At 42.9% G+C, this 20944-nt stretch carries 15 protein-coding genes, 1 tRNA gene and 1 pseudogene; 6 read left to right on the top strand and 11 right to left on the bottom strand.

Going from position 1 to position 20944, the window contains the following annotated elements:
- Positions 1–56: 56 nt before the first annotated feature.
- Positions 57–1010: an AraC family transcriptional regulator gene (locus QF117_RS03770; RefSeq protein WP_282384738.1), complete on the top strand. Its 954-nt coding sequence runs from the start codon at positions 57–59 to the stop codon at positions 1008–1010.
- Between the two features lie 131 nt (positions 1011–1141).
- On the opposite strand, the gene QF117_RS03765 is transcribed toward QF117_RS03770, so the two are convergent.
- The gene (locus QF117_RS03765) at positions 1142–2686 is read right to left on the bottom strand and encodes a cryptochrome/photolyase family protein (protein WP_282384736.1); all 1545 of its coding nucleotides are present in this window, start codon (positions 2684–2686) and stop codon (positions 1142–1144) included.
- 700 nt (positions 2687–3386) lie between these two features.
- Between QF117_RS03765 and QF117_RS03760 the strand changes: the two genes are divergently transcribed.
- Entirely contained in the window at positions 3387–5303 is a 1917-nt protein-coding gene (locus QF117_RS03760; RefSeq protein WP_282384735.1) for a methyl-accepting chemotaxis protein, read from the top strand.
- A 151-nt stretch (positions 5304–5454) separates the two neighbouring features.
- Here the strand turns inward: QF117_RS03760 and QF117_RS03755 are convergent, their stop codons facing one another.
- Both QF117_RS03755 and QF117_RS03750 read right to left on the bottom strand, forming a co-directional pair.
- Positions 5455–6534, bottom strand: coding sequence for a DcaP family trimeric outer membrane transporter (locus QF117_RS03755; RefSeq protein WP_282384734.1), 1080 nt, complete (start codon positions 6532–6534; stop codon positions 5455–5457).
- A gap of 227 nt (positions 6535–6761) precedes the next feature.
- A complete protein-coding gene (locus QF117_RS03750) occupies positions 6762–8126 on the bottom strand; it encodes a serine hydrolase domain-containing protein (RefSeq protein ID WP_282384733.1) in 1365 nt (454 codons plus the stop codon).
- Positions 8127–8600: 474 nt separating this feature from the next.
- On the opposite strand from QF117_RS03750, the gene QF117_RS03745 reads away from it, so the two are divergent.
- Positions 8601–9578 carry a DUF1852 domain-containing protein gene (locus tag QF117_RS03745; RefSeq protein ID WP_282384731.1) on the top strand — a complete coding sequence of 326 codons (978 nt, stop codon included), beginning with the start codon at positions 8601–8603 and terminating at the stop codon, positions 9576–9578.
- A gap of 27 nt (positions 9579–9605) precedes the next feature.
- Entirely contained in the window at positions 9606–10634 is a 1029-nt protein-coding gene (locus tag QF117_RS03740; RefSeq protein ID WP_282384730.1) for a methionine synthase, read from the top strand.
- Positions 10635–10747: 113 nt separating this feature from the next.
- On the opposite strand, the gene QF117_RS03735 is transcribed toward QF117_RS03740, so the two are convergent.
- The 4 genes from QF117_RS03735 to QF117_RS03720 all read right to left on the bottom strand — a co-directional run bounded on the left by QF117_RS03735 (position 10748) and on the right by QF117_RS03720 (position 13613).
- Positions 10748–11116 carry a VOC family protein gene (locus QF117_RS03735; RefSeq protein ID WP_282384729.1) on the bottom strand — a complete coding sequence of 123 codons (369 nt, stop codon included), beginning with the start codon at positions 11114–11116 and terminating at the stop codon, positions 10748–10750.
- 160 nt (positions 11117–11276) lie between these two features.
- The gene (locus QF117_RS03730; RefSeq protein ID WP_282384727.1) at positions 11277–11528 is read right to left on the bottom strand and encodes a TIGR03643 family protein; all 252 of its coding nucleotides are present in this window, start codon (positions 11526–11528) and stop codon (positions 11277–11279) included.
- A gap of 148 nt (positions 11529–11676) precedes the next feature.
- Complete coding sequence (locus tag QF117_RS03725; protein ID WP_282384725.1) at positions 11677–12015, bottom strand: hypothetical protein; 339 nt, start codon at positions 12013–12015, stop codon at positions 11677–11679.
- A 101-nt stretch (positions 12016–12116) separates the two neighbouring features.
- The gene (locus tag QF117_RS03720; RefSeq protein WP_282384724.1) at positions 12117–13613 is read right to left on the bottom strand and encodes a PTS transporter subunit EIIC; all 1497 of its coding nucleotides are present in this window, start codon (positions 13611–13613) and stop codon (positions 12117–12119) included.
- 190 nt (positions 13614–13803) lie between these two features.
- Between QF117_RS03720 and QF117_RS03715 the strand changes: the two are divergent.
- A pseudogene (locus QF117_RS03715) lies at positions 13804–13998 on the top strand (methionine synthase); the annotation flags it as partial.
- Between the two features lie 162 nt (positions 13999–14160).
- On the opposite strand, the gene QF117_RS03710 reads toward QF117_RS03715, so the two are convergent.
- Positions 14161–15645, bottom strand: coding sequence for an EAL domain-containing protein (locus QF117_RS03710; RefSeq protein WP_282384722.1), 1485 nt, complete (start codon positions 15643–15645; stop codon positions 14161–14163).
- A 327-nt stretch (positions 15646–15972) separates the two neighbouring features.
- Between QF117_RS03710 and QF117_RS03705 the strand changes: the two genes are divergently transcribed.
- Entirely contained in the window at positions 15973–16716 is a 744-nt protein-coding gene (locus QF117_RS03705; protein ID WP_282384720.1) for a class I SAM-dependent methyltransferase, read from the top strand.
- 497 nt (positions 16717–17213) lie between these two features.
- Here QF117_RS03705 and QF117_RS03700 read toward each other — a convergent pair whose 3' ends face one another.
- The 3 genes from QF117_RS03700 to QF117_RS03690 all read right to left on the bottom strand — a co-directional run bounded on the left by QF117_RS03700 (position 17214) and on the right by QF117_RS03690 (position 20726).
- A complete protein-coding gene (locus tag QF117_RS03700; RefSeq protein WP_282384718.1) occupies positions 17214–17843 on the bottom strand; it encodes a LysE family translocator in 630 nt (209 codons plus the stop codon).
- A gap of 586 nt (positions 17844–18429) precedes the next feature.
- Positions 18430–18504: transfer RNA gene (locus tag QF117_RS03695), tRNA-Gly, on the bottom strand.
- Positions 18505–18725: 221 nt separating this feature from the next.
- The gene (locus tag QF117_RS03690; protein WP_282384717.1) at positions 18726–20726 is read right to left on the bottom strand and encodes a methyl-accepting chemotaxis protein; all 2001 of its coding nucleotides are present in this window, start codon (positions 20724–20726) and stop codon (positions 18726–18728) included.
- Between the last annotated feature and the right edge of the window lie 218 nt (positions 20727–20944).

Genomic DNA, 20944 nt, shown 5'->3' with positions numbered 1-20944 from the left:
ACCCCATATCCTATATGATACACACTACCGGTAGTCACATGGAGCTGTGCGCATTAATGCCAAATACCATCAACATTAGTAATTCAAATAACCTACTCCCCTTCCTCAATTATTTTGATCAACAAGGCATTGAGTGGAAAAGTGTCGCTGAAAAATATCAATTTCCAGAGGATTTAAAGGAGGGTGAATATTGGCTACCTTCTCATCAAACGATGGCATTTCTCAGTACCATCATGAAAAGCTCCAATCGTCGGATAGGGCTGGAGGTCGGTAGGCTGATTACCCTAGAACAAATTTCACCTGAATTTCGTTCTTCGTTTATCCATTGCGACAATCTAGAGCAAGCGATCCATACCCTCATTGAAGTCATGCCAACTTTAAATAACCATGTGGTAGTCTGGCCGGAAAGGATTGAAGGTAAGTGGTATCTTTGTCACCGTGGGGCGTATCACCCATCGGTATCTGGCTACGACCAAGCGGAATGGTTTCGAGCTTTCGGGTTGCTTTCTTTATGTCGATTATTTTTAGGACAGACATGGGAACCCTCATCGGTATTGATGAGCTTACCTGGCCATTTAGCAAAAGATTTACCCGCTGCATTCAGTTCGGTATCGTTTACTTTCGGTCATGCGTTTGGCGCGATAGAAATCCCTTTATCGGAAAACTTTATCGGTGTAGAGCCTCAAAAAAGAGAGCATGATTGGCACACCACGCTAGATGCCCTCATTAACACTTACGCTGTTTTGCCCTGGTTTAACGTTGAATGGCTAGCACAACTCATCGGCAGCTCCCCACGAACGTTACAACGACGCCTTGCCGACAAAGGGCTTACTTTTAGACAATCCAGAGATAACGCGCGTTGTGAAACAGCAACAAAGCTACTCAGAGAGAAAATATCGCCTTTCGAAACAGCCTGGCGCTGTGGCTATACCGATTTATCGAACTTTAACCGCGCTTTCAAAGGCTGGATGAAGCAGACCCCGGCTCAATATCAAAGCCAGTTCGAATAAATAAAAGCCAGTTCAAATATGCAAAAGCCAGCTTCATTAAGTTAAAACCGTGTAAGCTCTAGCGGCTTGACTGTGAATGGCTGAAGTCCGAGAGAAGGCCGTAATCTCGTTTGCTATTGAGGACTGTTTGGCTACAGGTCCTCTAAGTTTTCCATGTATTGCTCCGCCGTGTGCAAAATTTCGCGGCGTTTCACTTCATCCATGTTGTCCCAAGACCGATAAATCATCTTGATTCTAGGATTCGTCGCCAGTCGCTTTGCGTGCTTATCCATAAATCGCCAATAAAGGCTATTAAACGGGCATGAACCGTCACCACTTCGTGCTTTATTGTCGTAATGGCAACCTTTGCAGTAGTCACTCATTTTGTTGATGTAAGAACCACTTGCCGCGTACGGTTTTGTACCTACAATTCCGCCATCCGCAAACAAAGCCATTCCGCGAGTATTCGGCATCTCTACCCATTCTATCGCATCTACATAGATGCCTAGATACCATTCATCGACTTGATCAGGTGCGACTTCCGTGAGTAAACAAAAATTGCCCGTGACCATCAAGCGTTGAATATGATGCGCGTAAGCATAATCTAACGACTGTCTAATGGCGTTTTGCATACACGCCATCTTTGTTTCTCCCGTCCAAAAATAGCCGGGTAACGGATTTCGCGCATCCAATGCGTTTTTCTTAGGGTAGTCTGGCATATTGGCCCAATAAACACCGCGAATGTATTCTCGCCACCCTAGGATTTGACGCACAAAGCCTTCAACCTGAGCAATATCGATCTCCGGGTTACGATGAAAAGCTTTGAGGGCCGCGTCGATGACTTCTTTCGGATGAAGTAATTTACAGTTCAACGAAAACGACAAACGGCTGTGGTAAAGGCTCCATTTTGCTTCATGTTTCTCGGTCATTGAATCTTGGAAACGCCCGAAGTTCGGTAAACATACCTGACAAAAATTCGCGAGTAGAGACAAACTTTGTGCGCGATTAACAGGCCAAATGAGGTCTCCATCTAAACGACCCATCGTCGTAATACGGTGGCGAGTTAATCGCTCCACAATCGGCTCGACATTGGTACGAAATAATAAAGGGTTGGGCAGTTTTTCAATATCACTCGCTTTTAACTTGTTGCGATTGTTCGCATCATAATTCCATTTTCCGTCCTGTGGCTTTCCCGCTTCCATCAGAATATTGAATCGCTTACGCATGCGCCGATAGAAATGCTCCATCATCACATGTTTACCTTGAGTAAACTGCTGTGGGATCTCTTCAAATGGCAATAGAAAGTGCTCGGTATCAACGCACTGAACTTCAATATTGTTTAGATCAAGTGAGGCCAACTGCTGTTGTAAGCGGTATTCGTCAGGCCGTTGATAGTCAAAATGAGTGGCCCCAACATCGGTAACATAGTGGGTTATCATCTCAGAAAGGTCAGAAAACCGATGGGTGTCGTCCAGTGTTAGAGACAACACTTGGTGCCCTTCACGCTGACGCTCCTGCGCAAATTGAGCCATCGCTGAGAAAAACGCGCACACCTTTTGAATATGATGGGTGACGTATTGGCTCTCTTGCTTCAGCTCTGCAATGATGTAGAGCACTTTGGGGTCTACTTGCGAGAACCAAGAATGTTCGCTGTTGAGTTGATCCCCGAGTACCAATCTAATCGATTCAAATTGCATGTAACGCCCTCTATGACGGTAACTTTTATATGGGTTGTTTTGCGCTATGCCCCTGGCTAATAACACTTAACTAATAACACTTAACTAATAACACTTAACTAATAACACTTAACTAATAACATCTAGCTAATAACATCTAGCGAATAACACGTACGTAATGGGTATCTAGGTAAAGGGTACCTATATAAAGGGTACCTAGCTAGTGACTCTCTAGCTTATGATCACAACGCAATAGCCTGTGTATGAGGGCGTTTTTTGGCTGAATCTGAAACGATCGGGTGCTTCACTCAATAACTCAAAACCCATAAATCATCTTACCTACGACTGTAAACCGCCACACTATCTGGCTAACATTTCTTCACACACAAACAATTACATCGCTGTACCACATTTTCTCTCATGCTTTCTTGAGTATTGCCGCTATAATGACAGCATCAAAATGAAACCTTTGCTTACAATTTGTTAAGTGCTGTGTATCATTTCTCGTTAGTAGGCGCTGGTCATCACTGAAACAGTCTTACTCACCAGCGTGATGTTGGGTTCACCGTTGTATTATACTGGCAAAGCAGCTGGAGCGATCACATTAGTGAACGCAACCATTTGCGTTGTGAACGCATCATTTACCAAGGTGTTTTGCACACGCTCACACCTAAACCAATAGAAGAAGTCAAATAAAGATGAATCAAATTAGGGTTTTAATATGCTGAAACTAAATTCAATGAGTATTAAACAAAAAGTGGTTTTAGGTATCACGTTCGCTGTACTCGCTTCTACAGCATTCGTTGGCATTATGGCTCAAAAGCATGCTAGAGAGATGCTAACGTATCGTTTGATTGAAATAGAGTTCCCTTCAATGCTAGGGCAAATCAATGCTGAAATTGATCAACAGGTTAGCCAAATGCTTTTGGCAGCAAAGCAGCTTGCGACCAATGAGTTTATTGCGGACGCGATAAAATCGACTGACCGCGATCCTGCGGTCGAAAAAACGCTCGTCAAACAACTCAACAATGTTCGTAACCAGTACCAGCTAAATGATGCCTCTGTTGCCAACCGAGAGTCGGCTTACTACTGGAACCAAAACGGCTTTTTACGTCAGTTGAACCAAAGTCAGGATGGTTGGTTCTTTGGCTTCACCAACTCTGGTCAAGACACGTCTGTGAGTATCTTCCAAGAGCCAAACGGTGATGTGAAGATGTTTGCCAATTATCAAAACTTGGCAAGCTTTACCATGTCGGGGCTGTCTAAGTCGATGGATGACATGGTGTCTTTATTGAACGGGTTCCGTATTGAACAAAGCGGCTTTGTCTTTTTGACCGACAGCAAAGGTGCGGTACAGATTCATCGCGAGAAAGACAAATCCAACACATCGCTTAATCAACTCTATGGTTCAGAAACAAACGACTTGTTAAATAAATCTACATTCAACTTGATCACTGCTGAATACAATGGTCAAGAAGTGTTTGTCGCCGCGACCTATGTACCGTCTATGGACTGGTTTGTTGTGGGTGTGGTGCCTACCGAAGAGGTCTTTGCCGACTTAAACGCCACGGCCCAAAAAATGTTATTGACGACGCTTGCCGTCGCGTTTGTTTTTATCGTGATGGGGATTTTCCTAGCTAACAGCATCATCAACCCAATTAAACTTCTTGCGGAACGATTTACCGAATTAGGGAAAGGTGAAGGCGATTTAGCGCAACGAATTGAAGTGAAAAGCAACGATGAAATCGGACAGTTGTCAACAGGCTTCAATGGCTTCATTGAAAAGATTCATTCGACCATGATTGAAGTCGCATCCACCAGCGGATCCTTGAGTAACGCAGCAGAAAGCGTGTCTGACAAGGCGACAAGAACCCTTGATAATAGCCAAGTTCAACGGGATCAAACGATTCAAGTGGTAACGGCAATTAACGAGATGGGTGCCACAATCAACGAAATCGCATCTAACGCCGCGACCGCTGCAGAAACAGCAAACGAAGCATCAGACAACACCCGAGTTGGCCAGTCTGTGGTTTCTAAAGCAAAAGAAGTCATTTCTCGCTTGGCTGATGATGTTGAATCGACGAGTCAAGTTGTAACGCAACTTGCCACCACAACCAAAGACATTGGCTCGATTCTGGATGTCATTCGTGATATTTCCGATCAAACCAATTTGTTAGCATTAAACGCGGCGATAGAAGCAGCCCGCGCTGGGGAGCAAGGACGTGGCTTTGCAGTCGTTGCCGATGAGGTTCGTAACCTTGCCAGTCGCACTGCGGCTTCAACAGAAGAAATTCAAAAAATGATTAATCAACTTCAAAACGATGCTAAAGACGCAGTGAGTGCGATGGAAGCAGGCCAAGTGGTTACGTTTGAAGGGGTTGAATCGACCGATGAAGCCGTGAAAGTGCTGATGAGTATTTCAGAACGTATCATGGATATTTCTGATCGCAATACCCAGGTTGCAACCGCTACAGAAGAACAGTCAACGGTGGTCGATACGATTAATCAAAATATTGAAGAGATCAACACGATTAACGAAGTGACGACGGGCACCGCGGAAGAACTGGCTTCAGCAAGCCAAGAACTTCGCCAGCTGTCAGAGCGTCTTGATAACATGGTTGGCCGTTTTAAGTTGTAACGTAACAGCCAGCCTAACCATCAATAGATAACGCAATTCACGGTGGCCAACTCTTGGCCACCGTCTTTTAAATCGCCATTCAAGTCGATATTCAACGCGTAACAATCCATCGACTTAATTCATGATCACGACAAGCATAGCGGGAAATAGCTTAGTACTTCCATTCCATACCGAGCATGATTCTATGATTGTCTCTCGAGTTCGTCACGCTTCGCTCATATGTTGAATAATTATATTCAACACCCACCATTAAGTCAGGTTGAACATTCCACAGTAAATTAGCCATAACATATTGGCTAGAGGTTAATGTGTCCTGCTCCTGTGCATCTTGCCAATCTAGAGCATCGCTCTCAACCGAACCGTAAGCAAATACAGATTTAAGGTCTTGCTTCCAATGTCTTGTGTATGACGCCATCAAGCTATTTGTTTCTCGAACTTCGAGCGACTGTTCACCTTCATTCCATGTGGCTCCTGTTCCCGATAAGCCTAATAGGTATCTATCGGTTCCCTGCCCTGTATACAACAATAAGGTCACTGTATTGTTAGGCGTGATGTTCCATCCTCCGGATAACTGAACACCGTAGCCCAATTCTGTATATTCATGCTCATTGGAAGACAGGCGTATCTGACTGAGCGCAGCCGTTGCTCTTACCCAGCCGTGCTGGTTGTCTAACTCTAGGCCTGCCACTAAATCAGGCAACGCCCCATTGGTGTCAATGGTATCACCCGATGGATTTTGAATATCCGAATTGGTGCCGCTTTCTAATGCGACATCATAGCGAAATAATCCAATATCTTGTGACCAACGGAGCATGGGTTGACGTTTAAATACCACACCGCTCAATGTTGGTTCCGCTAGTGACAGAGGATAGTTGCGCATATCCATAAAGGTCGACCAAGTTTGTCCAGCCAACAGATCGCCAGCCTCGGTATGGTAGGTCAAGTAGGCTTCTCTTAATCGTGGCGACATGCCACCGTCATTATTGGCGTTAAAATCCATGACCAATTTAGAGTCGATGGAGGTACCATTATCGAAATCCTTTAGCGCTCCAAATCTAAATTGAGATAATGAAGCATCCACTTTTGTATCGCTATGGTTGCTCTTACCAAATAGGCTATTGCTGGGTATATTAACCCCTGCTCCAGCGACGTCATTATCATGAATCATTATCGCTTTAATTGATCCGCCAAAATCATACGTGGTTTCAGACGCAAAACTGGCTGCGCTCATTAATGCCGCACCAATAACTATTGCTGTGTATTTCATTTTCATAAGGTTTAGAAAGTAATATTGATCACTCAAGCAATCGAAATTACAAATTGCGAGGTGAGTATTTCAAATGAAAAAGTGCCCACTCTTAAACACAGGAGTATTGATATAAAGAGCAGGCACTTAAATTGAAGACTACCGAAGGCATTGGTGTCTCAATGCTTCGGTAGGAAGGACAACTAACTCGATCAGTTACCCGCTAAGGCTTTTGCAGCCGAACGCATCAGTGCAGGTGCTTTATTTTCACCATAGCCTGAGTGGTATGGGTTGTTAGAGAAAACAATACCCACAAAATCTCGGTCTGGGTCGATGTAAATGAACTGGCCTAGATTGCCACTTTTCGCCATCGCACCATCGTCAAAGATGTAATCGAATTGGTATGAGTTATAAGATGCTTTTTCGTTGAAAGCGTGCACAGTGCTGTCTTCTTTTGTCGTACCTGCAAACGCTTTTGGATCACCATTATTATGGATACGGTCGATGATCGCCTGTGAGATAACTGGCTCATCAGCAACGGCACCCCAGCTCGGCGTGAACAAGGTTCCCCAACGTGCCATATCTTCTAATGTGGTAGACACTAGCCCAACCGCGATAGCCATTCCGTCTGGTGTTTGGTTGATCAACATAGGCTGGCGAGCGTTCACTTTTGACCAAACTCTGTCTTCAAACACTTTAGCCCAAGTTGTACCTTCGATGTTCTCAATCATTTGAGTCAATACGATAGTGTTCATTGAAGCATAGCGGAACTGTTTGCCCGGTTCTTCACCTTCAATTTTCTTAGTATCAAGGGCAACATCGACCCAGCTTTCTTGCTCTCCTGTTGCATAGCGTGGAGAACCAAATGCCGAAGCAAAGAAGCGCACTACCGCTGAATCTGGATTCATGATCGAGGCGGCTGTTTCTTCATTATCAAGACCTGTTGCGTGGTTTAATGCATTTAGTACCGATACGTTGTCCCATACCGAACCTTTCAATTCTGGAACATATTCGGTGATCATTTTGTTATGGTCGATTTTACCTTCTTCTGCCAGCATGGCCACCACCGTGCCTACCGTCGTTTTTGCCGCTGATGCCCAGATATGGCGATCCGTTGGTTTCATTCCAGGGTAAGCCTCATACACGATTTTACCTTCATGAATCAGCATAAAACCTTGAGTACGAAACTGCGGGTCGACAAGGTAATCTTCCATTGTCATTTCACCCTTGCTTTCTGTTTGAACTTTTAACTTAGCAAGCTCTGGGTGAATATCTTTAACTAACGGCTTGTAGTTTTCACTTGGTGAAGCCACCGCAGTAGGCATGAATTCGCTCATGTGCATGTTGTAATAAAAGGAGTGATCGCCACCCATTTGCCAATGAAAGTTGTTGAAACCAGCGCGCGCTGCGTCCACAAATTCATTAGAAAATGGCTGCTTTGCCGCTTCTACAGGTAAAGTGACCTGCGCACCTTCTGCGCTAAGAGCCGCTTCGACTGGATTTTGCGTGTCATCTGCAATTGCAGTGCTTGCCAAGACAGCGGTAGAAAGTGCGAGTGCAATGGAAGTAAGTTTCATAGTGTTATCTCCTGTGTTTGTGTGGTGTAAATATAACCAACAGGAACATCCCGATATAGGTCACTTTACGCCAATTATCAATAACCATTGATTTAGAACTCGCCACTTCAATACCTTGATACCAGAACACAAATACAACGATACAAATACAACGACACAAACACAGTGACACAAAGACAGGGATGCGCGTATTCATTAAATGAATAGAAAATTTCGCGGAAACATTAAAAAACAATTGAACATGAATGTTTCTCATATTGAAGGTGAAATAAAACCACTGTTGTTCATTTCACTGACCACGTATAAAAGACTTTCTGCTCTCAGTTCTGTAGGCATGACATACCCTTTTTTATTTAGATGATTACTGACAAAAATAATGATGGGAACAGAATGACGGGGAAAATAATAAATAAAACCTTAAAGGGTTAGAAAGAGATTCAGCGTTTATCTAAGGAAATAGGACACTAAATTACAATGCATAACGACTTTAATTTTACGATTCAGAGCATTAGTCTCGATGAAAATTATCATCCATCAGACAGCACACGCATCACGACGAATTTTGCTAATTTGGCTAGGGGCAACAGCCGCAAAGAGAACCTTCGTAATGCCTTGCAGATGATTGATAATAGTTTCAATGCATTAGCACACTGGGACAACCCAAAAGGTGACCGCTATTCTGTTGAACTTGACATCATTTCTGTGGATATCAACATGGATGGTAGCGGTAAGACCTTCCCTTCAATCGAAGTTCTAAAAACAAATATTATTGACCATAAAACGAATGAGCGTATTGAAGGCATTGTGGGGAATAATTTTTCTTCTTATGTTCGAGATTATGATTTTAGTGTGCTTCTATTGGAACATAATAAAGATCAACCGAACTTCAGTATTCCAGATAATTTTGGCAAATTGCACGGTCAGTTATTTAAGTACTTTGTCAATTCGGATACTTTTAAACAGCATTTTAGTAAGCCTCCGGTTATTTGTCTTAGCGTTTCCGATAACAAAACATATCATCAAACTGAAAATCAGCACCCAGTATTGGGCGTTGAATACCAACCCAACGAGTCGTCGTTGACTGAGCAGTACTTCCAAAAAATGGGCTTACAGGTTCGCTATTTTATGCCGCCAAATAGCGTCGCGCCTTTAGCTTTCTATTTCTTTGGCGATTTGCTTAATGACTATACCAATCTTGAACTGATCAGCACCATCAGCACGATGGGCACATTCCAAAAAATATACCGACCTGAAATTTACAATGCCAATGCTGTCGCGGGGAAACGCTACCAACCAAATTTGAAGAACCTGGACCACTCGGTCACTCAAATAGTGTATGACCGAGAAGAACGAAGCCAACTCGCTATTGAACAGGGTAAGTTTGCTGAGGAGCACTTCATCAAACCATACCAAGTTGTTCTTGATCAATGGTCAACTCATTACGCCCTTTAATTCACACAAATAAGCGCAGCATTTATTATGAAAACACTATTACCGACTTCAACGGCAGGCAGTTTACCTAAGCCTTCTTGGTTAGCACAGCCAGAGACACTTTGGTCACCTTGGAAGTTGCAAGGCGAGGAATTGATTGACGGCAAACACGATGCTTTGCGGGTATCACTGCAAGAGCAACAACAATCGGGTATCGATATCGTTAGCGATGGCGAACAAACACGACAGCATTTTGTGACCACGTTTATCGAACACCTCAGCGGCGTGGATTTTGAAAAGCGTAAAACGGTCAAAATTCGTGATCGCTATGACGCAAGTGTGCCTACGGTCGTGGGTGCGGTTTCTCGCCAGAAGCCGGTTTTTGTTGAAGATGCTAAATTTCTACGCCAGCAAACCGACCAACCGATCAAATGGGCTCTGCCTGGCCCCATGACCATGATCGACACGCTTTATGATGATCATTATAAAAGCCGTGAGAAATTAGCGTGGGAATTCGCTAAAATTCTCAATCAGGAAGCCAAAGAACTCGAGGCCGCAGGCGTTGATATTATTCAGTTTGATGAACCTGCTTTTAATGTATTTTTTGATGAGGTAAACGACTGGGGCATTGCTTGTTTGGAAAGAGCCATTGAAGGGCTGAAATGTGAAACGGCGGTACACATTTGCTATGGCTATGGCATACAAGCGAATACCGATTGGAAAAAAACCTTGGGCTCTGAGTGGAGACAATACGAGGAAGCGTTTCCTAAACTGCAACAGTCCAATATCGATATCATCTCACTAGAATGCCACAACTCTCACGTTCCAATGGAGCTACTTGAACTCATTCGAGGTAAGAAAGTAATGGTAGGTGCGATTGATGTGGCAACCAATACGATTGAAACACCAGAAGAAGTCGCCAAGACCTTACGAAAGGCCCTTCAGTTTGTCGATGCAGATAAGCTCTACCCTTGCACCAACTGTGGCATGGCTCCTCTACCTCGCCAGGTAGCGACAGCCAAACTAAAAGCCTTAAGTGCAGGCGCAGAGATCGTCAGAAGAGAACTCTCAGTCTAGTCATCGCGGTTGATTGACGCCTCTATGGGCACAAGCATGAACGCTACTTTCGTTTCTAATGCACTCTGCATGGTACTATTTCACCGAAACTTTCCCACACAGAGTGCTTGATTTTACATTGAAACGGCTTCTATCTTGTTCCCATCTAAATCTCGCACAAATGCAGCGTAGTAAGTGTCACCATATTCAGGTCTCAGGCCTGGTTTTCCTTCGCATGTCCCGCCCAATTCGATCGCAGTAGCATAAAATCGATCCACCGATTTCTTATCAGGAGCATTGAACGCTAAGTGCGAACCATTGCTCGATGTTGCCTTACCTTCGCAGGGACAGCCAACCCAAAACTCAAAACTTTCACCATAAGCGGCTGCCACATTGTCTATATAGTGAGCACATTTTATGGATAGCGTTGATAGAACGGCATCGTAAAACTCAACGGCTTTAACGACATCTTTAACACCAACGGATACGTGATTGAGAATCATGATTAAGTCCTTTTTTATTAGAAATACGAATACTAACGCTTACCTAACCACCTTTCAACCCACTGATTAAAAGACAAAATCCTCGTAAAAACACAACGCTTACTTGAATCAAAGCACACTTGAATCAAAGTACACTTTAATCAAGGCTCGGGATATTATTTCAGCGGTGCTTGTATTGAGTTGGGCAGAAACCTCTCGACACATCAGAGTGACGAAGCTTTAGATGCTTAGTTGCGCGTCCGGACACGCGTGAGCGCCACAGTTTAAAACTGCTCAATTTTAAACGACTACGCATGAAGCGAATAAGGTCAGATTCATTCAAACCAAATTGTAGATCTATTGCTTCAAACGGCGTTCTATCTTCCCACGCCATTTCTATAATTCTTGACTCATTTTCTTTTGAGAATTTCATCACATGCTCTTTGTCTATCACCAGAAGAGACATACGGTTGCTGCCTGATTTTAGATCAAGAGAGTGTCATCTTAAACTCAATGCAGCGATATAGCGCCAAATGGGCCAAATGGGCCAATTGGAATGAAAACACGGCCAAAAATATGTTTTAGAGTTTAGGCAAAATAAACACAATCAAAGCGTAGGCTGTCGCGAGTGCCCATAAGATAAACGTCACCGCCCAGCACTTGGCCACGGTGCCTCGAATTGACGATTTGAAATTTGGTGCTGCTCGAAATACACAAATAGAGCTATAAATGGCGAATAGAGGTAAGCAGCCTATTTTCAGCATCACAACCGTTGTTTCTGATAGGGCGACTTTGCTCTGTTCTAATAAAAACAGCAGTGCGTATGTTCCGACTATTTGAAATACTACGGCTTTCCACAGCGGAACATCACCTCTAAACCATTTAATAAGTGCTGCACTGTTCATCATTGTGCTAGTCATTCTACCCTCCAATTGCCTAATGCATGTTCATTGCAGCAGAACGAACGTAACTGCATAAAAAGAGGCCTCTGCGATTGCGGAGGCCTTACATTATTGTTTAATTATACAGTCACAGGTTCACTTGAAGGTTCTTCAAGTAAATTGGCTATAAACTGAGCTTTCGCACCCAAGATTATTTGCACACCATTTGAGCCCACTTTTACGATACCCATTGCACCAAGTTGCTTGATCTCATCGGTGTTCACTAACGACATGTCCTTCACTTCCAAACGTAAGCGAGTGATACATGAACCTATTGTAGTCAGGTTTGCTCTTCCACCAACATGACGGAGAATTTCACGTGCTAGGCTTTCATCGTCTAATGTGATTTCCGTTGTTTCATCTTCACGGCCTACCGTTTGATAATTGAACTTGCGAATAACCACACGGAACACGGTGTAGTAAATTGCTGCGTTGATTGGCCCCCACAGGAACAACTTCACCCAGTTAGTTTCGAAGCCGCTTAAGCTTGGCATAACACCGTAAAGTACGTAATCGATAATACCTGCAGAGAACGTTTTACCCATTTGCAAATCGAGTGCATAAGAAACGCTGTAAGAAACACCCGCCATAATCGCATTGAAAAAATAAAGTACGGGCGCCACGAAAACAAACGCAAACTCGACCGGTTCAGTAATACCGGTAACAAAAGCCGTCAGCGCAGCAGAGCCTAATAGGCCAGCAGCAATCTTTTTGTTCTTTGTGTGTGCTTCTTGATACATCGCCAAACATGCTGCAGGAAAAGCAAACATATAGATAGCAAAGTTACCAGAAAGATACGCACCAGCATTATCGTAACCGCCACCTTCAAACGTGTGAACACCATCAGCAAACATGCGCCACCATATTGTTTGAGCGCCATTGACAATTTCGCCATTACCGGCGGTATATTCAAAGAATGTGAACCAATATGGTGTATAGAAGACGTGGTGCAATCCAACAGGGATTAGCGCACGTTCCATAAAGCCGTAGAAGAAGGTTGATACATACATATTACCCTGGCTCAAGTTGGTAGAGATGGCTGCGATACCATCTTGAACCGCTGGCCAAAATAGCGGTACCGCCAACCCTAATACGAACGCACTGAACGCGGTGACGATTGGAACAAAACGTTTTCCGGCAAAGAATCCTAAGAACTCAGGCAGTTGAATATTATGAAAACGGTTATACATATATGCCGCCAACAAACCCACTAACATGCCACCGAGTGGGCCCGTTTGCAGGGTTGCAATACCTAAGACCGAGGCGTAACGCGAATCGGATACCATCTCTGGTGAAATGCCCATGGTCACACTAATCGTTTGGTTCATGACTAACAAGCCAGCAATAGCAGCCAATGCCGCTGCACCAGAATCTTTGGTTAAACCCACCGCGACACCAACGGCGAATAACAGTGTTAAGTTGCCAAAAATTACGCCACCAGCGGCTTCCATCATAGAAAGCCCAAGTGCATTACCTATACCTAACAGCAAACCAGCTGCTGGCAACAGTGCGATAGGCAGCATTAATGCTTTCCCTAACACCTGCGCTTTGGTCATTGTATTTTGTAGAAAACTCATAGTTCCACTCTCATTAAAATGTAAGGATAAAAGTCTGTCTTCCAAACCTTTTGGAAGGGTCGATAGAGAGTGTAAAAAAAGATTCAAACCTGAAGGTTACAAATTAAATGAGCTTTGTAAGTATACATTTCCAATGTAAGTGATTGATTACAAAACTGTGTTTTGCAACATTTTTGAGTTGAATTTATGTGAAATCGTCGCCAAGACCTTACGAAAGGCCCTTAAGTTTGTCGATGCAGATGAGCTCTACCCTTCCACCAACTGTTGCATGGCTCCTTTAACTCGCTAGGTAGCGACAGCCAAACCAAAAGCGTTAAGTACAGAAGCAAAGATCGTCAAAACAGAACTCTCAGTCAAATACTCGCTATTGATGACACAATGTTGATGATATTTGACAACGCAGACGGACAATATGATTTTGTTAAGAATAAGAAGAATTTGAGGGGCATTTCTTGGTTGAAAACGCGATGTGGCGTCGACAACAAGTGAATCAATCGACACAAAAGTATGGCTAACAACGACAACAACCATGGTTAACCATACTTCTCTATGGAAGATTCAACTCATCAAAAGCTACGGGTTTGCTGTACAGATAACCTTGGTGATATACCACACCTTTTTCCAGAAGATAGAGAGCTTGACCTTTGTCTTCGACCCCCTCAGCGATCAAGTTGAGATTTAATGCTTGAGCCATCGAGATAATCGCATCTAATACGGGTGCGTTAACGCTATCGAAACCAATCGTATCAACGAAGCACTTATCAATCTTAAGGTAATCAATGGCGGTAGTTTCTAGCATAGCTAGCGAAGTCTGCCCTGTTCCGAAATCATCAATCAACACATCAAGACCAAATTTTCGTAGATGCTCTATTACCGATTTAGCCTGCCTATCCAGAAGTTGACGTTCTGTAATCTCTAGCCCCAAGCGAATCCCGCGATCTTTTAAAGTTTGAGCTTGTTCAATCAGATACTCTCGATGTTCATTAGATAAAAAATAGCCTGGAGGGAAATTAATGCCTAAATGGAATTCGTTGGAAAATGAACAATTCGAAAAATCACTCACCGCTTTCTCAACCACAACTTCAGTCAATAGATCGATTAATTCAAACTCTTCTAAAGCAGGAATAAAAACATCAGGATAGATTAAACCTCTTTCAGGGTGGATCCATCGAACTAACGCTTCGACACCATACATCTCGCCTGTCCTTGCATCAACTAGCGGCTGGTAGTGCAAGATAAACTCTTTTTGTTTGAGCGCACGCTTCAATTCATTATGGAAACCTTGATGTCTAATGAAAACGCGTCGGAAAAAATAGAAACCGAAATACACCATTAACGTGCCAGGAATGGAAGCAAGAAAATAGAACCTGATCTTTTCTTTTATTAGCGAGTTACTGGCCACTATCTGGATTTCGTGCTCAGGAATATCGACTTTAGCTGTATACACAAACAAGCCGCTTTCTCTCACAGCCCCAATGGGAGCAACGTCATCCCCAATAAACAAGGAAGCTGAATCAATTCTAGACTCAGTGCGATACCCTAAACTCGCACGTAAATAGTCTAGGTTGATTAAAGATACCGCGTAATATTCTTTCCCTTTCGAACTTCGTTTGTTGATGACGGCAACGGAAATGTCTTTCGATCTCGGGATTGGGACTAACTTGATCATTGGTGATGCATCCCCAAGTTGTTCAATGTCGATGATGGCCAGACTCCCTACCCCACCGAGCGAGGAACAAAAATCGCCTTCGCGGGAAATAATCTGCATCTCTAGAATTTCTCGTTCATAACGGAGTACTTGTTGCTGGTATCTACAGTTACGCGGTGCAACTAGCGCTGACTTATTTTCCATCGATACATTAAACAAGATACGGCTATAGGACTGAGCATAGCCATCACCCAGAGTGCGAACTGTTTCTCTAACACTGATCACAGTCAGTACTGCCACTGTGGCAGTAACCAACACTGTTGGCGCTAAATAGAGAAGAAAAAGCGATATTTTTCTGCGGGTTACCATCTTGATCGGAGTCAATGTATATGCCTAGCCATAATGTTTACCTTACACAATAACGATTCCCTAACAGTCTAGCAACACCACTCTCTGTATCTGTAACTATAGATGTGTCTTATATCACTTCGAGCTATAACGCAGTGTGGATCTAGCGATGTCACAACAATTACTGTAGAAGGCACCCTAATCACTACACCTATTAAAACAAAAATGCCAAGCGTTGGCCGCCTGCTTGGTGCGTTTGTTATGTTAATCAGGAAACAGTTAGTCATATCTACTTCGTATACTCTAATAGTTAGTTTACAATGCGCCACCCAAAATATTCCAGCTTAATCCCACTAGGATAAAATGTCCGACAACGCCCTATATACCGACCTTTCAGGCTATTACGATTTAATGTGTGCAGACATTGACTACCAAGCTCAAAGCAACTGCATTCGCAGGCTACACCAACTTTTTGGTAACGATGGCAACACACACCTTGATTTGGCCTGTGGAACTGGCCCACATGTCCGACATTTTATTGATTTCGGCTATCAAAGTAGTGGCCTTGATATTAATCAACCGATGTTAGATATAGCTACAGCTCGCTGTCCTGAGGCGCACTTTTCTTTGCAAAACATGAGTGAATTCAATGTAGTTGAGCAACTAGATTTAATTACCTGTTTCTTATATTCCATCCACTACAACGAGGGAATTGAAAAATTGAGAGAATGCATCACAAGCGTACATCACTCGTTAAAGTCTGATGGGGTTTTCTGCTTTAACGTGGTGGACAAAAACAAAATTAACAATAACTCCTTTGTAAAACACTCAGCAAAACAAGACGACAATTTATTCACATTTCAATCTGGTTGGAATTACTGCGGTCATGGTGAAAAACAGTCGCTAAAGCTCAGTATTGAAAAAGCAACCAATGAAGAAACCCAAATATGGAATGGCGAGCATTCAATGGTTGCTTTCAGTTTTGATGAGTTGATAAAAATTCTTAAACCTTACTTCGAAATCCATATCTTCGAGCATGATTATGAGAAAATAATGCCTTGGGATGAAATCTCTGGAAACGCTATTTTCGCCTGCGTGAAGATTTAACCCTGGTTTGTATCATTCAATGACTAGCACCTTGAATGATACAGTGACAGAAGACCATTTCGACATCCTTTCTAATATTTTGTAGTAACCTTTAAACTGCTCGTAAATTGCTCTCGTCTCATACTTAATCTTTAAAGAAAGCTCTTCTGATGTTAGGTAGGTATGTAGGTATGCCATAATACGGCGGTCTCAATTTGATCTCAAAGAAAATGAGGTATTACTATTCCCTTTAATACCTTTATTACAGATACGAAAAATCACGCCATAAAGCGTTTTATTTTCACGCAATTGGGATTTTAAAACAGAAAAGAGCAATTAAAGCGAACTGCGGGAATCGAAGCCGCATCACAGCCTGTAATTTAGTTGTGCATCTGCTTATCACTAAGTCTGTCATTACTAATGGGTAAGCAATATGGATAAGAAAGACCTAGAAACCTTCGCTAACCAAAATGCCACACATTTATTTGATTGTTCCTTTGAGCACCTTGCTATGTGTTTTACTGATGACTAAGAGCCAAAGCAACACCTGAGCCGACAAATATTCCACCTACAGTGCGCTGAAAGTATTTACTAACCGCTGATTTAGAAAACAAAGATATAAGTTTTTGCCCACCTATTGCGTAAATCATGAAACACAAAAAAGCCACACTGGAGCACACCATTGTCAATACTATCGACTGAATAAAAAAAGCACCTTCGTGATTGATAAATTGAGGGAAGACAGCAGTGAAAAATACAATTGCTTTTGGATTAGCTGCAGCCACAAGAGCTGACTGCCGATACATCTTAAAAAGAGAAACCTCATGTTGCTCATTATCACGAGTTACAGACAATGGCGACGACTTGGCAGATAGATACAAGCTAACCCCCATATACAATAAATACGCTGCACCACCCCATTTAATAACCTGAAACACCGTATCTGAAGCAATCAAGATAGCGCCCAACCCAACAACTGAAATCACGGATTGAATAAAAGTGACAGTCACACTTCCTAACGCGGATGCCAGTGACTTTCGAGTCCCGTAATACATTCCATGAGTCAATGCCAAGATCATACTTGGCCCTGGAATAATAGACACAACAAATACTGTTAATGCAAAAACCAATACGTGTTCAAAAGACATACAAACATGCTCCTTCTTTGTGATTAATAGTGCTTACTTTTACCGAAAAAAACACCGTGTTAAACGAGCTAACATGTTGTCTATATTAATTATTTATATTTTTTCTATCAAGCATAATAAATATGCATCACTCTTTTTGATTGAATATTTACGACAAAAATCAGATCGTTGAACTATTTTGGAAGAAACATCCGTGCATGCGGAAAAACCAAGCAACGAAAAACAAGAAGTATCAAAAGAGAATATGATTCTGTGTAACTGCTCTTGGTTACAAGTAATCCGTTAATCGTTCTTCGAACATAATCATAAATCGGTTTAGGGCTTGCTTCCGGTGATGAATGGGCATGGTCCATCTATTGGAAGCATCCATAATCGCTAGGTACACCAATTTTCTAGGCGATTCATCTGTCGGGTACAGTTTGCGTTTTCTGGTTGCTTTTCTTAATCACGCTGTTGAGTGACTTTTGGGGGCCTAACAGTAATTTGGAGAATAAACAGCAGTTATCTCAAACGCAGGGTACAAAAAATCACGCTATAAAGCGTTTTATTTTCAAGCAATTGGGATTTTAAAACAGAAGAGAGCAATTGGAGCGTACAGCGGGAATCGAACCCGCATCATCAGCTTGGAAGGCTGAGGTAATAGCCATTATACGATGTACGCGCATCGCGTTGGAACGAGATAGATAATGCCATAACTGAGAAAAAAGAAAAGGACAATTTGAGGTTTAAGTGTTTGTTTGCGTGTTTTTTATTCTTACCGTTCAATGATCAAACAATTTAAGCGGTCTTACTCAACGAAAATGCGCTGAGGCTGCGAATATAGTGCAACCTCAGTATTTGAGTAATTTATCGATACCGTATCCGAACACTATGGATCGAAGTTTAACTCCGCTTAAACTGATCCATTTCTGTATTGAGCTCAACCATCTGCTCTTTAACGGTCACCGAGGTTGCATGAGTACTTTCTGCAATTCTCGATACATCGTCAATTGAATTAGACACTTCACCCATTAATCCGTTGATAGCTTGAGTAGAATCAGACTGAGCTTCTGCTGCATTCGCGAGTTCTGACATCTCATTGCTTAACATCTCAATTTGCTCAACCGTTGACACTAATTTTTCGACGGCGAGTTCTGTGTGTTGTGCGCCTTGCTGAGCCAGAGACTTACTGGCTTCAATCTCATCAACCACCGAGGATGTAGAAGATTGGATGGCATCGACAATTTGGTTTATCTCGGTTGTCGACTCGGTTGTTCTCGTCGCCAGCAAACGAACTTCATCGGCAACAACTGCAAATCCGCGACCTTGCTCTCCTGCTCTAGCAGCTTCTATTGCAGCGTTTAATGCCAGTAAGTTAGTTTGCTGTGCAAGGCCTTCGATAACTTCCGTCACTCGGCCAATCGCTTCGCTTTCACGGCTAAGCGTCGTAACCTCGGCACTGGCTTGTTCAATGGTCGAATAAAGATTTTCGACCGTTTGTTTATTTTCGCCCAGAGCCTCTGACCCCTGGCGAATAAGCTCACTCGATTGGGTCAATGTTTTCATCGATTGATCCGCATGATGAACCGTGGTTTGTGCCGAATGGGCAACATCATTCAATTGCTTAACGATTTGATGAATATCCTTTTTTTGCCCAGAAACCTGACTGAGCGCCTGCTGATTAGCCGTCAGTAAGCCAGAAATGCTGTCATCAACTTGATGAGCTTTATCTGTCACGCCTTGAACAATACCGGCTAACGATTGGTTCATTCGGTTTATCGAGTCGGTTAAACTGGCCAGTTCATCGCTTCCTTCAACATCAAGAGGGGGTTGCGATACATCACCACTCGCAATTAATTGTGCCCGTTGAGAGAGCCGGCTAATTCGACGACCGATATTACGCCCCATGTAATTTGAAATGGTGAAGGCGGCAACAAGCGCAATTAATCCCGCAGAAATCAGTAAGCCAATCACGTTAGAAATAGCGCTAAAGATCTCTTCGCCTGTTTTATCCGCTTGCTGCTGCTGGGTTACGACAAGGTTTTCGAGCGATTCTTCAAGTGTTCGAGCGGTAGGAATAAGTTCATCCGCCATTTTTTGATTTGCTCGGTTCCATCCCGCTGACTTTCGCAGTTCAACGACTTCTTGAACCAGTGGAAAGTAAAGCTGCTGCATTTCATGAAACAACGTCCACAGAACGAGGTCGCTACTTCCTAGTAACTCTTTCTTGGATTCAATCTCTGCCACGGATTTTTCATGAACTTTGATAAAATCAGCGTACTTATTCAGGTGATCCTGTTTCCCATACAGTAAGAAATCTCGCATTGAAGCCAACGCGTTTGAAAGGGAGGTATAGCTATCAGCGTATAATTTGAATAAGCGTTTTCGTTCTTCGCCTTGTTTATTCGATGACTCTTCATTAATCAAACCTTGAATTTGATCAAGTGCGACTTCGGCGATAGGCGCAGCTTCGTTAATAAATAAGCTGTGAGCGGGCAGGTTTTCATCACTATGGCTCAGATCGGTGATTTCTGTGACTAAGCCTTTTAGCTGAGCCCATTGGCGACTTATCTGAGCAAACTCGTCTTCAGAGATCAATACCTCAAGAGTGGGTAATCGTTCATCAGTAGACACTATTATTTGATTTAATGTGTCCAATTGTTCTGCCCCAACCAGCTCGTTATCGCCCAGTAACATAAAGGCGCGAACCGTCGAGAGCGTTGCTTGAACTGATTGTTGCAGTGAACGGCTGGTGTCGACCGTCGGTAAATCAGACTGAAGAAGTGAATGTGTCTGAGCTTCAACAACGGTAACGCTGCGGTATGCAAAAAATGCGGATGCGATAAAAAGTACTGCAAGTAGCAGAAAACTAAGCTGCAACTTCCCTGATATCGAGAGTTTCATCCTTTAACTCCTATATTTAACGAATAGGCCAATATAGCGCTATTGAGCTAAATATAATATCGTTATAGCTGTTTTTATGAAACATTCCGGTTACATTATTCCTACAAGTTATTATTTCATAGTGACTCATCTGGCTCACTAATCGCTCATTCATTGAAAGCCACTCGCTATTGCCTCGACTTATAGCAAAGTAGATCACCGTGATCGTATTTGGCTAA

The organism is Vibrio sp. YMD68 (genome assembly GCF_029958905.1).
Lineage (GTDB): Bacteria > Pseudomonadota > Gammaproteobacteria > Enterobacterales > Vibrionaceae > Vibrio.
Note: the sequence above shows the minus strand (reverse complement) of the source record. Positions and strands in the feature narration are given on the sequence as shown.

Excerpts from the sequence above, each read along its gene's own strand:
- QF117_RS03770 (WP_282384738.1), top strand. The coding sequence starts at position 57 with ATGCCAAATACCATCAACATTAGTAATTCAAATAACCTACTCCCCTTC.
- QF117_RS03765 (WP_282384736.1), bottom strand. The coding sequence starts at position 2,686 with ATGCAATTTGAATCGATTAGATTGGTACTCGGGGATCAACTCAACAGC.
- QF117_RS03760 (WP_282384735.1), top strand. The coding sequence starts at position 3,387 with ATGCTGAAACTAAATTCAATGAGTATTAAACAAAAAGTGGTTTTAGGT.
- QF117_RS03755 (WP_282384734.1), bottom strand. The coding sequence starts at position 6,534 with ATGAGCGCAGCCAGTTTTGCGTCTGAAACCACGTATGATTTTGGCGGA.
- QF117_RS03750 (WP_282384733.1), bottom strand. The coding sequence starts at position 8,126 with ATGAAACTTACTTCCATTGCACTCGCACTTTCTACCGCTGTCTTGGCA.
- QF117_RS03745 (WP_282384731.1), top strand. The coding sequence starts at position 8,601 with ATGCATAACGACTTTAATTTTACGATTCAGAGCATTAGTCTCGATGAA.
- QF117_RS03740 (WP_282384730.1), top strand. The coding sequence starts at position 9,606 with ATGAAAACACTATTACCGACTTCAACGGCAGGCAGTTTACCTAAGCCT.
- QF117_RS03735 (WP_282384729.1), bottom strand. The coding sequence starts at position 11,116 with ATGATTCTCAATCACGTATCCGTTGGTGTTAAAGATGTCGTTAAAGCC.
- QF117_RS03730 (WP_282384727.1), bottom strand. The coding sequence starts at position 11,528 with ATGAAATTCTCAAAAGAAAATGAGTCAAGAATTATAGAAATGGCGTGG.
- QF117_RS03725 (WP_282384725.1), bottom strand. The coding sequence starts at position 12,015 with ATGACTAGCACAATGATGAACAGTGCAGCACTTATTAAATGGTTTAGA.
- QF117_RS03720 (WP_282384724.1), bottom strand. The coding sequence starts at position 13,613 with ATGAGTTTTCTACAAAATACAATGACCAAAGCGCAGGTGTTAGGGAAA.
- QF117_RS03705 (WP_282384720.1), top strand. The coding sequence starts at position 15,973 with ATGTCCGACAACGCCCTATATACCGACCTTTCAGGCTATTACGATTTA.
- QF117_RS03700 (WP_282384718.1), bottom strand. The coding sequence starts at position 17,843 with ATGTCTTTTGAACACGTATTGGTTTTTGCATTAACAGTATTTGTTGTG.
- QF117_RS03690 (WP_282384717.1), bottom strand. The coding sequence starts at position 20,726 with ATGAAACTCTCGATATCAGGGAAGTTGCAGCTTAGTTTTCTGCTACTT.